Origin of the sequence: Pantoea sp. CCBC3-3-1 (assembly GCF_007981265.1) — a bacterium.
In the GTDB taxonomy this organism is placed as follows: Bacteria; Pseudomonadota; Gammaproteobacteria; order Enterobacterales; family Enterobacteriaceae; genus Erwinia.
In genome coordinates this window covers 2,629,788-2,642,412 of record NZ_CP034363.1, presented here as the reverse complement: position 1 = coordinate 2,642,412, position 12,625 = coordinate 2,629,788, and the positions used below count along the sequence as shown (strand labels likewise).

Sequence of the window (12,625 nt, the reverse complement as noted above, 5' to 3'; positions counted from 1 at the left end):
CGATGGCCATCCAACTCATAACAGGCAGGGGAACAGTATGTATCAGCATCATAACTGGCAGGGCGCTTTGTTAGATTATCCGGTGAGCAAAGTGGTCTGCGTGGGCAGTAACTATGCAAAACACATCAAAGAAATGGGCAGTGCAACGCCGTCTGAACCTGTGTTATTTATCAAACCGGAAACGGCGCTCTGCGATATTCGTCAGCCGTTATCTATTCCACAGAGTCTTGGGGCCGTTCATCATGAAGTTGAGCTGGCCGTGCTGATTGGCTCAACGCTCAGGCACGCTTCAGAAGATCACGTCGCTAAGGCGATTGCCGGATACGGCGTTGCGCTTGATCTGACACTACGCGACGTGCAGGCAGGCTGTAAGAAGGCTGGCCAGCCGTGGGAAAAAGCCAAGGGCTTTGATAATTCCTGCCCGATTTCTGGTTTTATTCCGCTGAATGAATTTGATGCCGATCCGCAAGACGTTGAGCTGAAGCTGGTGGTGAACGGCGAAGTGCGCCAGCAGGGAAGCACACAGGATATGATCCACAAAATCCTGCCGTTAATTGCCTATATGAGCCAGTTCTTCACCCTGCGCGCGGGCGATATTATCCTGACCGGAACGCCAGCAGGCGTTGGCCCAATGGTCTCGGGCGACAAACTTGAAGTCTCACTAGGCGGCCGTGGTGTGTCGACTCGCGTTCTGTAAGACTTGCAACTGGAGCCCGAACTGTTTATAAGGTGCGGGCTTTTACTTAATCAGGACACTAACATGACAGATACCCCTTTCTGGCAGCAGAAAAAGCTGGAACAAATGAGTGACGAGGAATGGGAATCCTTATGTGACGGTTGTGGCCAGTGCTGCCTGAATAAGTTGCAGGATGCTGACACGGATGAAATTTACTTCACTAACGTGGCCTGCAACCAGCTCAATATCAAAACCTGCCAGTGCAATAACTATGAACGCCGCTTCGATTTAGAAGAGGACTGCATCAAGTTAACGCGTGACAATCTGCCCACTTTTTCCTGGCTGCCGCCAAGCTGCGCCTATCGTGTGCTGGCCGAAGGGAAAAATCTGCCCGTCTGGCATCCGCTGCGCAGCGGCTCCAAGGCAGCGATGCATTCAGCCCGTATTTCTGTCAGGCATATTGCCGTGCGCGAAAGCGAAGTACAGGATTGGGAAGATCACATCATTAACAAGCCACGCTGGTACGGTAAATAGTTGATTTAAAAAAGATTGATGGTCAACTTACATCACTCTGTGGCATGAGTGGGGCATTAGTGCTAAATCTGGCGTTTAAAAGACCAATTTGGTCCAGACTGTTCTCGCTCATCTATTTGCCCTATACGTTGTAAATCATCTGCGATGAAGGGTGCCCCATCTGCCGGGCAATGAAGTATCAACCCTTGTCTTATCCTTCTCACGCAGGTTAACCACTATTGCCTGCTGGCGTCCGATTCTGGTGCGGTGAGCATGGTTTCAGCTTGACTACACTCGTTTACTGCTGATGGGGTTTAATATACAAAATGTATCTTCACTGCATAATACGAAATGTATACATATTTTGTGGTGTATACGTTATGTGACGTTTTTTAAGGTTATTTATTTTCCAGAGGGCAAATCTCAGGCGGGAGATAAGCCGCAGGCACAAAAAAGCCCGCTTAGTGGCGGGCTATTTAATGTGGCTCGTGAGCTGGGACTTCACCCGGCTTATTTTTTGGCAATTCGGGCCTGCGTAAATTTGCTAAGACCTCAAGGGCCTTTTTATTTTCAATGACTCTCTGCTCTACCTTGTCGGAGAGGTACTCACGAAAACCCTTAGGTACGTAATCTTCACGAAGCCAGCGGCGAAACTCACCAAGTGACCCCTCTGGATAGAGGGTGGCAGGAACGGGTCCGGCCAGTGCGCTTAAGTTTTCAGACTTTCCGTTTTCGATACAGCCATAAGGCTACCAGAGCCGCCACGGTAGAGAGTGCAGCTTTAGCAGCAATAACCGTAAACTCAAAGTTGTCCATAGCGTCTTCACCATCACCACTGATGTTAACGTGATGCTCAACTAAGCTGCTCAATAAACTATCAGGAATAAAAACCATTACAGCGACAAAAACGATAAAAAAAATGATAATTTTCATTTTACTTCACACTTAGAAAAGTCCGGAACTCCACGAACATCGATCCGACCATACGCCATAAGACCTTTGCCACCCGGAACGCGGATTTTTTTACGGTTTAACAGCGATTTTCTTAAAGTTTGGAAATCAGATGATTTGTAGAACGTAATGCATCCCCATGATACACCGGAACCATCAGTATTGAGAGGATGTAATCGGAAGCTCCCACGGCGAACACCGTTTACAAAAACATAGTCGCTCATTGTTTCTGCACTATACAGTCCAAACCATTCAGAATGATGATTTTTATAAAGATGGTACATATCAATGGCTTCTGCGCGTAACTGGTTGAGTAAGCTTCCTGTTGGCCTGTCGACAATCCAATAAGTGCCGGGTGGGATTGCAGCCTTCTCAATGTCTGAACAGTTGGGTTTGTTAATAAAGCGCTCAATACCCGACAGAACGTCAAAAGAGCCCACCCCGTAACAATTTAACTTTAGGCTTTTACCATCTTGAGAAAGACTTCCATAATCCATCATGCAGATCTGCACTTTTAATACTCCTTAAATCAGTTTTACTATCCACATCCTTTAGAGGCGGTAACCTAAACCAGCCGCATCTTTGTCTCAATCGCCACGCCGATAATCCGGCAGTTGCCGTTGATGGGCACCATGGGCCACTGCGGGTTTAGTCCCCGCAGGTATTTCTGACTGCCGTCTACAACCAGCTTCTTGAAAGTCGCCGGGTTATCGTCAACCAGTTTAGCCACGACCAGGCTGCCATTTATCGGCTCCCGTCCGGTGTCGAACAGCACGAACGTACCTTCCGGGATACTGAGTCCCATCGGTGCAGTCATGGAATCGCCGTCCGCCTCGAGCCAAAACCCTTCTCCCTGGGTGCTGGCGTCTGACTCAAGCCACAAGTCAATATCCTTGAGATTGTCGGGCTCACAAGCTTCAGCCCATGCTGCGGCCTGCACTTTACTCAGTACGGGATAACGCTTGCCTGGCGTATAGGGTTTATATCCATCCACATTACTAATGGAACCTGCTGGCGCTATGGTTCCATCATGGTTTACAACGAACGCCTTCAGGCCAAGATAGCGCATAATTTTGGCTATATCTTCGAGGCTGGGTTCTCTGCGCGCGTTTAACCAATGACTGACAGCACCTTTGGTGATGCCAAGGTGCTCAGACAATTTTTCTTGCCCGATCCCCATGTCACGCATGCGGATTTTAGCGAGCTCATTCCATTTCATATTCATGATTGCATCATACAATCCGTATTGTTTTGCGCGATACACATTTTGTGTATCTATCTTGATGCATTAATGTACAAAATGTATTATTTAGTTTTGAGGAGGAGCCTGTGAATAACTTACGCGTTATCCGTAAGCGACTGGGGCTGACACAGAGGCCGCTTAAGCAATAGCGCGCTTTATCAATCTGACCCTCCCCCGGAATACCAGGGAAAATTTAAGATTTATTTGTATTGCGGCTTCTCCTCTGAAGAGTAGACTTTTTCTCTTTGCACCTGGGAATGTTTATGAAAAATGTCATTTTGAGCATGCTTGCTAAAATCTCTAAGCTTGATGCAGAAACGAAAAAGCTAACCGCAAGAATCGAAGCTCAATCTTTACTCATAAGCGCTCTGGTTTTAGCCGTAGGTAAAAGGGGCGGCGTCACCAATATGGTGGAGAGTGCTAATAAAGCCATTAATACGGTGATAGAATCTGCTGAGGCAGACGAGATTTTAAAATCCGATGCAGCGTTGCTCCTTGCTGAATTCCAGGAACTGCTTTCAATATCCAAGCTTGTAGAGCAATCAGACAGTGAACTCGATGAAAAAGGGCTCACTAACGTTGCCGAAGCTGCCGGAATTGGGTTTGAAAACAAACCGTAACAACCTGTTCTGCATTACGATTACGGCGTTCATCTGAAAGGCTAAAGCCGCGAACCTGTTGCATAAACGTGATGAACAGCAAAATGATCGCATGAAAACTTGAAGGTGTTACGCGCGACTTCTATATTTTCGGTAAGCTCGTGACAGCTGAGCAATAAAATTAAAGAAAGCCCTGACCTTTGCCGGTCGGGGCTTTTGCGTTTCTGCACGGTACATTTGTCTGGATCCCTTCTTCAGAGGCTCACTTCGGTGGGCCTTTTTTCATTTTGTTAACCCGCTCAGCAAAAAGCACCCGCCGGGTAGCTTTGCAGACAGGAGATACGACCTATGAAAATCAGCACTAACGGTATTGCCTTTATCAAGCAGGAAGAGGGCGAACGTCTTACGGCTTATCAGGATTCGGTCGGCATCTGGACTATTGGTGTCGGGCATACGGGCACGGTAGAAGGGCAACCTGTTGCCAGAGGGATAGCCGTCACCCCGGACCAGTCAACCAGCATTCTGCGAAACGATCTGGCCTGGGTGGAAGCGGCCATAAGCAGCAACGTGAAGGTGCCGCTCACGCAGAATCAGTATGATGCGTTGTGCAGCTTCGTCTTCAACGTGGGGAAAGCTGCATTCACCGGTTCCACACTGCTGCGTGAGCTTAATCAGAGCAACTACCAGGCGGCAGCGGATCAATTTTTGCAATGGAAGCGGGCCGGGAATAAGGCGGATCTGCTGCTGCAACGCCGTCAGCGAGAAAGGGCGCTCTTTCTGACGTAAGGATCGATCAGCGCTGATGGACAAACTGAAAGCTATCGGGCCTCGCTCTCGCGAGCGGATGAATGCGATGAACGGCAGGGGATAACCATGCTTACCGTAAAAAGTATTATTGGCGGAGTGACCCATATCTGTGAGGTAGGCAGCATCACCATTGCAAGGCGAGGCTCTGAAACCTTTGAATTTGTACTGGCGCTTACCGGTGAACATCCCAATCCTGATTTTGCCGAGGTAATGCCCGGCATTTTTGAAGATGCCGAAAAAACAAAGACCCTGCAAAAAGAGGAAATTCTGGTCAGTGAAAGGGAGGGCGTACTGGTTGAAGATGCAGTTGCCGTGCTGATTAACGACGTAGACAGCGTGAAAATGCCCGGGATCAAAGAAGCGGACGGCGTACTGTATCAGTACATCTATCCGGGGGATCGGGTGTACGTGATGAATTCTCACGGTTCAACCATTGAGACACTAAAATAAATGCGGCCTGTGAAAATCAGGCCGCTCAATATTGCCGGTCAGCTGTGACGAATACCCATGCCCGCCACCTCACCGATAATTTGCTGGCTGTTTAACAGTGGAATGCGAAATTCATCACTGGCGCTGGCCAGACAAACGGTGCGCAGATGACGATTGCAGATAAACCAAATCTCGTCACGATCGTTAGAAAGAATATAATAGGCGTCCGACGTTTCGGAGGGGTTAAAACAGCCCAACGCCCGATAAGCGGTATCGCTACTAAAACCGCTTTGCAGGGGCAGAGGGCGAGGACCGTTATCCATCTCTTTTACCCTCAGGTACAGACCTTGTTCGAGCCAAAGCATACGTCACCAAAAGTTTGCGGTTGATAAGGTCATTATAACAAGCCTGCACCGCTTCACTTTTTTGATCTGTGTATTTGCCGGGTTTGTCACAGAGGCAATACTTTTACGTCGCGTTGCCTCTGATATTTCAGGCTTAACTTACTCTTCTGCCGGGCTAAACTTACGGGTTGCTTTCGCCGCTGCACCCGCCGCGATGGTAGCTAAAATGCTTTGCGCTACCGACGCGACGCTCTCAGAAAGAGAATTCGCACATGCCGGGCAAAACTCGGCATCATAAGCTTCGCTGCCTTTAGCATAATGACCGCAGCCTGGCGTACGGCAAGCGTAGACGATACCCTGGCACGAGGTGCACTCGCATTTGTCTCTTCTCAGAAAGTTTTCGCCAAGAACGCGCGGAGAAACTATTTTTCTGCAGTGTGGGCAAGTGCCGGGATGTTTGTTTGCCATGTAAGCCTCTTCAAGGGTGGAATTACGTCAGTGGCTTTAACATCGGCAACTTTCTGGCTTTTTTTAATTTTTTTAATGGGGCAATATCTGCACGGCAAAGGGATGTTGCATTTTTGCGGGGGTGTAGCAAGGCCAGGGGCGGGGAATGTTTTGCTATGCTTGAAGTCTTTACCAGTAAAACAGGGGTAGAGATCGCTATGCATCGCAGAGATTTTATTGGGTCTGGAAGCGCCATCATTGCACTTTCCTTAATGTCTTCATCAGGCAGCGCTGCTGACGCGCCACAGATAAAATCACCACCGCTGACGCTGCAAAAACCGGTACTGAAGCTGAAAGGCATTGCGATAGGCGAAGGCGAACCCAAAATTATTATCCCCACCACCGCAACGACGGAATCCGAGGTGCTGCATTTTGTCGATAGCGTTGCGGCAAGAACCGACTTCCACATGTTGGAGCTCCGCCTGGACTCGCTGGAAAACGGCACTGATGGTCAGGCCATGGCCGCGCTTTCTCATAAAATCGCCAAACGTCTGCCGGGCAAACTCCTGCTGCTGACTTTTCGTACCAAAGCCGAAGGCGGTAAAAAGGCGGTGAGCGATCGGCAGTATGCGCAGCTTTATCAGGTGTTATTGCAGCAGGGCGAATTTGACCTGCTGGATATTGAAATGTACCGCGACCGGCTCTTAACTGAACCGCTTATCGATCTTGTGCATCAACGCGGCAGGCATGTGATCCTCTCCAGCCATGAACTTCACGCCACGCCATCGGCGGAGGAGATCGTTTCTCGTTTACGTGAACAGCAAATGCGCGGAGCCGATATTCTTAAGCTGGCGGCTATGCCCGCCGACGCCAGCGACGTTCTCCGGCTCCTTTCCGCCACGCTGGAAATGCATCAGCGCTTTGCGCAGCGGCCGCTGCTAACCATGGCCATGGGCGACACGGGCGTATTAACAAGGATGAGTGGGGAGCTGTCGGGATCGGCGCTGACGTTTGCCTCACTTGGTGACGCGTCCGCTTCAGGTCAGGTGGCGCTGGACGATCTCAGTAAAGTGTTAAATGTCATCCATAAAGGGATGTCTTCGTGAGACCCGCCGTTGCTGGTTCGCAGTTTTAATAAGCCCGGCAGAAAGAGCCTGAGTATGCCCAGGCTCCTGTGGTTGAGGTGCTCAGGCCTGAGGTTGTCCAACCGGACCGCTGCCACCCGGTGCGCCAGGAAGCTGTTGCCCGCCTGGAGGGGCGGGCGGCGGACTGTGAGTATCGCGTTCGCCCCAGTGAGCACAACCGGCAAGTAAGGTGAGTGAGAAAACGAGAGACAGTGCTAAGGCAATGTTTTTCATTGAATCCCTTTCCACAATGTTGAGGTCTTATTAGCGTAGTTGCTGGTCTGCGCTCTTTCAACCGGCTGCGGTACGTCAGGACAGTAGGGAGGGCTGGCGGCACAGCCCACCCCAGGCGGGCTATACGGCAAAACTAGCGAGAGAACAGATCGCGTTTTTTCGCTTTGAAAGGTTGAGCAATAAGCACGAAAAGCGCGATTAAAAGATAGGCGGCGAAAATACCAATCAGCCACTGCGGCATGCCCAGCGTAAACAAAGACCACTGGTTCTCAGAACAATCCCCGCTGGCGACAAATACCGAAGGCAGCCATTTATCCAGCGGTAGCCAGCCAGGGAAACGGGCCGCAAAATCACAGGTGACAAACGGATTGGGATGCAGCTGAATCATGGTGTGTTCCCACGCCAGGCGCAGGCCTTCCCAGGCGCTGTAAAGCCAAATCAGGATGGCAACCCAGCGTAGCGGCGTTTTTGGTGCAATGGCACCAACCAGTCCGGCGCCCATTACGCCGAACAGGGCACAGCGTTCGTAAATGCACATCACGCAGGGCTTAAGCAACATGACATGCTGGAACCAGAGCGCGGTCATTTCAAGAGCCATAGCCGTTAAGGCCAGCAACAGCCAGGCACCACGTCCTCGGGAACAGCTATTCAAATATCGCAACATATTCTTTCCATGTAGTGAGCGTCAAAGCGGCAGTGTAAACCAAAAGTCCGCCCCTGCCAGCCGTCGGACAGAAATTTTAACCTTAAATATGATTTAGATAGTCAGACCCGCCCGAATTTTCTCTTCAGGCAAAGGCTGCGCCTGACCTGAACCCTGCCACCTTAGCGGGTGCGATCTGTCGTTTTTGAAAAAGTGGTAACGCGATCGCCGTTTACCCGGCCGACGATCTATGTGATGGCGGGGGCATCTGGTATGATGAGCCGAATTTTTCCTGTTTGAACGCAATGGAAACAAAACGCTATGGTCATTAAGGCGCAGAGCCCTGCGGGTTTCGCTGAAGAGTATATTATCGAAAGCATCTGGAATAGCCGCTTTCCGCCAGGTTCAATCTTGCCCGCAGAACGCGAGCTTTCCGAGCTCATCGGCGTTACCCGAACGACATTGCGTGAAGTGCTACAGCGTCTGGCCCGAGACGGCTGGCTGACTATTCAGCATGGTAAGCCAACGCGAGTGAACAATTTTTGGGAAACTTCCGGTCTCAATATTTTAGAAACGCTGGCGCGTCTCGATCACGACAGCGTGCCGCAGCTTATTGATAATCTGCTCTCTGTACGCACCGATATCTCCTCTGTCTTTATCCGCCGCGCTATTCGCAACTATCCGGATAAAGCGAAAGAGGTATTGGTGGCTGTGGAACAGGTCGAAGATAAAGCCGAAGCCTATACCGAGCTGGATTACAATATTTTCCGTGGGCTGGCATTTGCTTCCGGCAACCCGATTTACGGGTTAATCCTTAACGGGCTGAAAGGGCTTTATACGCGCGTTGGCCGCCACTATTTCTCCAATCCCGAAGCGCGTCAGCTGGCGCGTGATTTTTATCAGCAGCTACTGACTATCTGCCATAACGAACAGGTTGAGAAAATCACGGAAATTGTTCGTGAATATGGGCATCGTAGCGGCACGCTCTGGCATGGAATGCAGAACACCATGCCGACTGAAGCCGTGCCACAGCGTCGATAAAAAAAGCCGGTTTGATTAAACCGGCTTGAGTTTGTTGAAATACATTGCAGGCGCAGGGAACACAGGCCTTCCACAAAGACGCAAAATACGGCATCCATGCCAGCTCGGCCTGGGCCGTCCATGGCCCAGGACGCTTTGTTCCAGGCCTGTGTTCCCCGCGCTTCACGTTCGTTAGCCGTCTGGGCCGGTTTAATCAAACCGGCTTTTTGTCACTACAGCGTTGATGGACGAGGCGGACAACGGTCAAGAATTTCCGTGCTGCCATCTTCGTTTTGCTGTTCCAGATGCACATCAAATCCCCACAGGCGATGCACATGTTTCAGCACTTCACGGCGGCTTTTGTCTAACGGCGCACGGCTGTGAGGAACGTAACGCAGCGTAAGAGAGCGATCGCCGCGTAAATCCACATCATAAACCTGAATATTAGGTTCCAGGTTACTCAGATTATACTGCGCCGACAGCTGCTGGCGGATCGCCCGATAACCCGCTTCATCATGAATAGCGGCAATCTCCAGGAAATTATTACGGTCATCGTCCATTACGGTGAACAGGCGGAAATCGCGCATCACCTTCGGCGACAGGAACTGGCTGATAAAGCTCTCATCTTTAAATTCACGCATAGCAAAATGTAGCGTTTCCAGCCAGTCAGAACCGGCGATATCCGGGAACCAGTAGCGGTCTTCTTCCGTTGGCTCCTCGCAGATGCGTTTGATGTCCTGGAACATGGCAAAGCCGAGTGCGTAAGGATTGATACCGTTGTACCACTGACTGTTATAAGGCGGCTGGTAAACGACATTGGTATGGCTGTGCAGGAACTCCAGCATAAAACGCTCGCTGACTTTTCCTTCGTCATAAAGGTGATTGAGGATGGTGTAGTGCCAGAACGTCGCCCAGCCTTCATTCATTACCTGCGTCTGCTTTTGCGGATAGAAATACTGGCTAACCTTACGTACGATGCGCAAAATCTCACGTTGCCAGGATTCCAGCAGCGGCGCATTTTTCTCCATAAAATAGAGCAGGTTTTCCTGCGGTTCAGAAGGATAGCGCGCAGCTTCGGCCTGGGCAGACTCTTTCTCACGGCGGGGGAGCGTACGCCACAGCATATTGACCTGGCTTTGCAGATACTCCTCGCGACTTTGCTGACGTGCTTTCTCTTCCTGCAACGAAATTTTCTGTGGACGTTTATAGCGATCGACGCCGTAGTTCATCAATGCATGACAGGAATCCAGCAGGCGCTCAACCTCTTCTACGCCATAGCGTTCTTCGCATTTAGCGATATAACCACGGGCAAAAATCAGGTAGTCGACAATCGAACTGGCATCGGTCCAGCTGCGAAACAGATAGTTGTTTCTGAAAAACGAGTTATGGCCATAGCAGGCGTGCGCTATCACCAGCGCCTGCATAGTGATGGTGTTCTCTTCCATCAGATAGGCGATACAGGGATTGGAGTTGATAACGATTTCGTAAGCAAGGCCTTGCTGGCCGTGTTTGTAGCGCTGCTCGGTTTCGATAAACTTTTTACCAAAAGACCAGTGGGCATAATTAATCGGCATCCCCACGCTGGAATAGGCGTCCATCATCTGTTCAGAAGTAATTACCTCTATTTGATGCGGATAGGTTTCCAGCCGGTAAAGTTTGGCGACGCGGTCGATCTCTTTTAAATAGACATCAAGAAGATCGAAAGTCCAGTCAGGCCCATCGCTGAGTCGTTGACCGTGGGTAATCGGCTCATCAAAGATAGTCGTCATAGCGCACCCCTTTTTAAAAACCGGGTTGCAGCGTCACTTTGTCACGCCACAACAGCCGGTCGACTTGCTTTTGCCGAAGCGAAGGCAAGCCTGGAATTGAAGCCAGTCTTTCAATGATAGTTCACTCTTCAGGATCGCTCTGACGAATGCAATGGAAATCTTTAGTAGAAAATAGAGTCGACAATTGAAAATAATTTTTACGTCGGGAGAAATGCAGATAATGTCCTGTTTTGCAGAATAAAATTCTGTATATAAGAGAAAGATCTGTAGCAGTCATATTCTGCTGTAAAGAGTGAGAAATGCCTGTTTTGCAATTATTTACTGCTTTAAGGGGCTTTAAAGCGATATTTCATGCCAAATTAAGAGTGGCATCTTGTTTTTATTCCCTCCCAGGGTAAAAAAGATGTGATATTTGTCAAAGCGTTGTTGCTTGTGTGGTGTGGTGTTTTCGTCCGCAAGTCATACTGATAAGCAGTTTATTCTTCTATTGTAACCAGCGGGGTGGGTATGCGAGTTGTCATTCTGGGAAGTGGCGTGGTGGGCGTGGCGAGCGCGTGGTATCTCGCTCAGAATGGGCATGAGGTCACGGTTATCGATCGTCAGCCTGCCGTCGCGCTGGAAACCAGTGCCGGTAACGCCGGTCAGATTTCCCCTGGCTACTCGGCTCCGTGGGCCGCGCCGGGTGTGCCTCTGAAGGCGATTAAATGGATGTTCCAGCGCCATGCACCGCTGGCCGTTCGGCTTGATGGCAGTCGCTTCCAGCTGGAATGGATGTGGCAAATGCTGCGTAACTGCGATATGTCGCATTATCAAAAAAATAAAAGCCGGATGGTGAGGATCGCGGAATATAGCCGTGATTGTATGAAAACGCTGCGTCAGGAAACCGGTATCGCCTATGAGGGGCGTCAGGGAGGAACGCTACAGCTTTTCCGCACTGCGCAACAGTTTGAAAGCGCCACTAAGGACATTGCGGTATTGAAAGAAGCGGGCGTGCCTTATGAATTGTTGGAAAGCAGCCAGCTGGCCGATGCGGAACCCGCGCTGGCACAAACTGCCCACAAATTAACGGGCGGTCTGCGTTTACCGAATGATGAGACCGGCGACTGTCAGCTCTTTACTCAACGCCTTGCGGAAATGGCGGCTGCGGCGGGCGTGACCTTTCGTTTTAATACGCCAGTCGATGCGTTGCTTCAGGAAGGCAACCGGATTGCTGGCGTGAAATGCGGCACAGAAATCATCACTGCGGATGCGTACGTAGTGGCATTCGGCTCTTACTCTACCTCGCTGTTGAAGGAGGTGGTTGATATTCCGGTCTATCCCCTGAAAGGCTATTCCCTCACAATCCCCATCAAAGATGCACACGCCGCACCCGTTTCTACCGTGTTGGATGAGACTTATAAAATTGCCATTACGCGCTTTGACGATCGGATCCGCGTAGGCGGTATGGCAGAAATTGTCGGTTATAACACCAAACTGAAAACCGCACGGCGTGAAACGCTGGAGATGGTCGTCAGCGATCTCTATCCACAGGGCGGCCATATCGAGCAGGCGACGTTCTGGACCGGCCTGCGACCCATGACGCCAGACGGTACGCCGATAGTGGGGCGGACGCCGTTAAAAAATCTTTATCTCAATACCGGTCACGGAACGCTCGGTTGGACGATGGCCTGCGGTTCGGGACAGTTACTTTCTGATATTATCTCGGGACGTACGCCAGCCATTGCAGCAGATGACCTGTCGGTAATGCGTTATCTGCCGGGTTTTTACCCGGTAAGCGATAGCGTTTTACACGGCGCCCGTTAGTTTTTTTGGTTAAAAACCCAGGA

Annotated in this window: 16 protein-coding genes; 8 read left to right on the top strand and 8 right to left on the bottom strand. The window is 50.4% G+C overall.

Features of this window, described 5'->3' with window-relative positions; translation table 11 throughout:
* Positions 1 to 37: 37 nt before the first annotated feature.
* The gene (locus tag EHV07_RS12305; protein WP_147198322.1) at positions 38 to 697 is read left to right on the top strand and encodes a fumarylacetoacetate hydrolase family protein; all 660 of its coding nucleotides are present in this window, start codon (positions 38 to 40) and stop codon (positions 695 to 697) included.
* Between the two features lie 63 nt (positions 698 to 760).
* Positions 761 to 1,210 (top strand): YcgN family cysteine cluster protein, encoded by a 450-nt coding sequence (locus EHV07_RS12300; RefSeq protein WP_147198320.1) that lies wholly within the window; start codon positions 761 to 763, stop codon positions 1,208 to 1,210.
* A gap of 696 nt (positions 1,211 to 1,906) precedes the next feature.
* Here the strand turns inward: EHV07_RS12300 and EHV07_RS12285 are convergent.
* From EHV07_RS12285 to EHV07_RS12275, 3 genes are read right to left on the bottom strand one after another with little or no spacing between them, the layout of a single operon-like run.
* Complete coding sequence (locus EHV07_RS12285) at positions 1,907 to 2,122, bottom strand: hypothetical protein (RefSeq protein ID WP_147198318.1); 216 nt, start codon at positions 2,120 to 2,122, stop codon at positions 1,907 to 1,909.
* Positions 2,119 to 2,652 (bottom strand): DUF2778 domain-containing protein, encoded by a 534-nt coding sequence (locus EHV07_RS12280; protein ID WP_147198316.1) that lies wholly within the window; start codon positions 2,650 to 2,652, stop codon positions 2,119 to 2,121. The genes EHV07_RS12285 and EHV07_RS12280 overlap by 4 nt, the downstream gene beginning before the upstream one ends.
* Positions 2,653 to 2,705: 53 nt before the next feature.
* A complete protein-coding gene (locus tag EHV07_RS12275; protein ID WP_147198314.1) occupies positions 2,706 to 3,365 on the bottom strand; it encodes a LexA family transcriptional regulator in 660 nt (219 codons plus the stop codon).
* Between the two features lie 281 nt (positions 3,366 to 3,646).
* Here EHV07_RS12275 and iraP point away from each other — a divergent pair, with 281 nt between their 5' ends.
* The 3 genes from iraP (at position 3,647) to EHV07_RS12260 (ending at position 5,239) form a co-directional block, all read left to right on the top strand.
* The gene (iraP, locus tag EHV07_RS12270) at positions 3,647 to 4,003 is read left to right on the top strand and encodes an anti-adapter protein IraP (protein ID WP_147198312.1); all 357 of its coding nucleotides are present in this window, start codon (positions 3,647 to 3,649) and stop codon (positions 4,001 to 4,003) included.
* Between the two features lie 327 nt (positions 4,004 to 4,330).
* Positions 4,331 to 4,768, top strand: coding sequence for a lysozyme (locus EHV07_RS12265; RefSeq protein ID WP_147198310.1), 438 nt, complete (start codon positions 4,331 to 4,333; stop codon positions 4,766 to 4,768).
* Between the two features lie 87 nt (positions 4,769 to 4,855).
* On the top strand, positions 4,856 to 5,239 hold the full coding sequence (locus tag EHV07_RS12260) for a hypothetical protein (RefSeq protein WP_147198308.1): 384 nt from the start codon (positions 4,856 to 4,858) through the stop codon (positions 5,237 to 5,239).
* Between the two features lie 38 nt (positions 5,240 to 5,277).
* On the opposite strand, the gene EHV07_RS12255 is transcribed toward EHV07_RS12260, so the two are convergent.
* Entirely contained in the window at positions 5,278 to 5,583 is a 306-nt protein-coding gene (locus EHV07_RS12255; protein WP_147198306.1) for a hypothetical protein, read from the bottom strand.
* Positions 5,584 to 5,721: 138 nt separating this feature from the next.
* Positions 5,722 to 6,030, bottom strand: coding sequence for a hypothetical protein (locus tag EHV07_RS12250; protein WP_147198304.1), 309 nt, complete (start codon positions 6,028 to 6,030; stop codon positions 5,722 to 5,724).
* Between the two features lie 155 nt (positions 6,031 to 6,185).
* Between EHV07_RS12250 and aroD the strand changes: the two genes are divergently transcribed.
* Positions 6,186 to 7,115: a type I 3-dehydroquinate dehydratase gene (gene aroD, locus EHV07_RS12245; RefSeq protein WP_147198302.1), complete on the top strand. Its 930-nt coding sequence runs from the start codon at positions 6,186 to 6,188 to the stop codon at positions 7,113 to 7,115.
* An 81-nt stretch (positions 7,116 to 7,196) separates the two neighbouring features.
* Here aroD and EHV07_RS24535 read toward each other — a convergent pair whose 3' ends face one another.
* Both EHV07_RS24535 and dsbB read right to left on the bottom strand, forming a co-directional pair.
* Positions 7,197 to 7,367: a hypothetical protein gene (locus EHV07_RS24535; protein ID WP_168199625.1), complete on the bottom strand. Its 171-nt coding sequence runs from the start codon at positions 7,365 to 7,367 to the stop codon at positions 7,197 to 7,199.
* A 133-nt stretch (positions 7,368 to 7,500) separates the two neighbouring features.
* Positions 7,501 to 8,031 carry a disulfide bond formation protein DsbB gene (gene dsbB, locus EHV07_RS12240; protein ID WP_147198300.1) on the bottom strand — a complete coding sequence of 177 codons (531 nt, stop codon included), beginning with the start codon at positions 8,029 to 8,031 and terminating at the stop codon, positions 7,501 to 7,503.
* A 300-nt stretch (positions 8,032 to 8,331) separates the two neighbouring features.
* On the opposite strand from dsbB, the gene fadR reads away from it, so the two are divergent.
* Positions 8,332 to 9,051 carry a fatty acid metabolism transcriptional regulator FadR gene (gene fadR, locus EHV07_RS12235; RefSeq protein WP_147198298.1) on the top strand — a complete coding sequence of 240 codons (720 nt, stop codon included), beginning with the start codon at positions 8,332 to 8,334 and terminating at the stop codon, positions 9,049 to 9,051.
* A 212-nt stretch (positions 9,052 to 9,263) separates the two neighbouring features.
* Here fadR and EHV07_RS12230 read toward each other — a convergent pair whose 3' ends face one another.
* On the bottom strand, positions 9,264 to 10,799 hold the full coding sequence (locus EHV07_RS12230; RefSeq protein WP_147198296.1) for a SpoVR family protein: 1,536 nt from the start codon (positions 10,797 to 10,799) through the stop codon (positions 9,264 to 9,266).
* 507 nt (positions 10,800 to 11,306) lie between these two features.
* Between EHV07_RS12230 and EHV07_RS12225 the strand changes: the two genes are divergently transcribed.
* Entirely contained in the window at positions 11,307 to 12,602 is a 1,296-nt protein-coding gene (locus EHV07_RS12225; protein WP_147198294.1) for a D-amino acid dehydrogenase, read from the top strand.
* Positions 12,603 to 12,625: the final 23 nt, after the last annotated feature.